1 protein-coding gene and 1 pseudogene are annotated in these 1779 nt (G+C 52.8%); both read right to left on the bottom strand.

Annotation, left to right across the window (positions count from 1 at the left end; translation table 11 throughout):
• Positions 1-125: 125 nt before the first annotated feature.
• Positions 126-1421: pseudogene (locus WFJ47_RS16440) on the bottom strand (TolC family protein); the annotation flags it as partial.
• The coding region (locus WFJ47_RS16435) for a cation transporter (protein ID WP_336764445.1) at positions 1414-1779 on the bottom strand (366 nt) is incomplete at its 5' end. The pseudogene WFJ47_RS16440 and the gene WFJ47_RS16435, both read right to left, overlap by 8 nt.

Here is a 1779-nt window from a genome sequence, read left to right as displayed (position 1 = left end):
CGGCGATTACCTCTGGACCGATCCCGATGCGCCATCCACCGCGCTCAGACCGCTTCGCCAGATGCGCGCCGTCGAAGGCACGGCAAAACCTTAGCGTATATCTGGGTCCGTTCTGTGTACCGACCCCGAATCTGCTCTATATGAGTCATAACCATCGTTGGTCGGTCGATTGCGCCTGACTGAAGGCGGTGCTGCATCTGGTTCAGCCTTACCCGTACGGTTTTGGCAAGTTCATCCGCCTGTAGCAGAATTGATGTCGTGCCGCGGTAATTGGCCGTAGCCTGCGAGATGGACTTAAACACCGTGTTCTCTGCACGCCGGAGACGAGCCGCCGCCTCATGCTCCTGCCCAACAGCTTCAGCTATGGGGCCTTCGTTCTGATTGAAAATCGGAATTTGCAGAGAGGGATTTACCTCAAAGCGATTTGAAAAATCCCAGTTATAGGAGGGACTGATGGTGACATCGGGATAGCGTCGGGAAACTTCGACCCGTAGAGCCTGTCGGGCGGCGTCATAAGACGCAAGAAGTTCCCGCAGATCCGCGCGTTGCATTACGGCTTGGTATCTCATGTCCTGTGAATCGCGGTATTCCATGAGGTCGGGACAGACATCAAATGCTTTTGTATCAAGAGCAATGGAATCAAGTGCTTCGGCAGGAACCCCGATTGCTCCTGCCAGAGCTGCCTTACGGACGGCATACTCGCGCCGCAGATCACTGACAGACAACTCGGCATGGATCATTTCCGTCCGTACCTGCGATATTTCGAGAGCGGATGCTCGCCCCTGATCAAAACGTGCCTGTTCCAGGGTAAAGAGTTCGCGTTTAGCTGCCGCAGTCTCTTCCACAAGCTTGAGGCGCCCGGATACAGCCCAGACGCCGAGAAGAGCAGACCGCGTGTCGCTGCGTAGTTTCCATGCAGTATTGATGACTTCCCATTGCGCGACGGCAGCCCGATATCTGGCTTCTTTGATACGGTGATAACGCCTGCCGAAAAATTCGATCAGTATTGACGCGCCGTAGCCGACGTAATGAGCCGATGGGCCACCCAGCACCGTGAAACTGGGATTGGGCAGTTGACCGGCTGTCTTGATTCCAGCGCGAGCCGTTTCCAGTTCAGCTTTAGCTACAAGGATATCGGGATGAAAATACAAGGTAGCAAGCGTCAGGCGAGTGATGCCCCATGCGTTTTCCTGACTCGATACGTTTGGTCCGAGAACTTTTGTAATGAATTCTTGCAATCCGGCATCCGTAAATTGACGGCTGGAAAATTTCTGGACATCTGATTCCGGCGAAATATGTGAGTGACCACTATTTGTGCAGCCACAGAGCAGGGGAAAAATCAGGAGAATGAATGCCGCATTATAGCGTGTGCGTCTCCTTGCCTGCTTAATATATTCTAGAGTATTATATGATTTATACATTGATATGTCGTGATATATCTGATTTGTTATCTGTTAGTTCTACTCTCGATTGTCGCATAATCTGCACACCTCCACTAATACCAAGCATCGCAAGGATGGCAGCTACCGCAATATCCGGCCACGCAGAACGAGTGCCAAACACGCCCAGAGCTGCCAGCACAACGGCAACATTTCCGATCGCATCATTACGAGAGCAGATCCATACGGAACGGCGGTTGGCATCACCTTTCCGGTGTGTCCATAATATGAGGGCACAGGCCAGATTGACCGCGAGGGCAAGCAGACCAATGCCGCCCATTGCGTCTGGGTGAGGCGGATGGTTGCTGTTCATTACCATCCACCCAGCATTGGCCATTAC

The organism is Asaia sp. VD9, assembly GCF_037150015.1.
In the GTDB taxonomy this organism is placed as follows: Bacteria; Pseudomonadota; Alphaproteobacteria; order Acetobacterales; family Acetobacteraceae; genus Asaia.
This window is presented reverse-complemented; position numbering and strand designations above follow the sequence as displayed.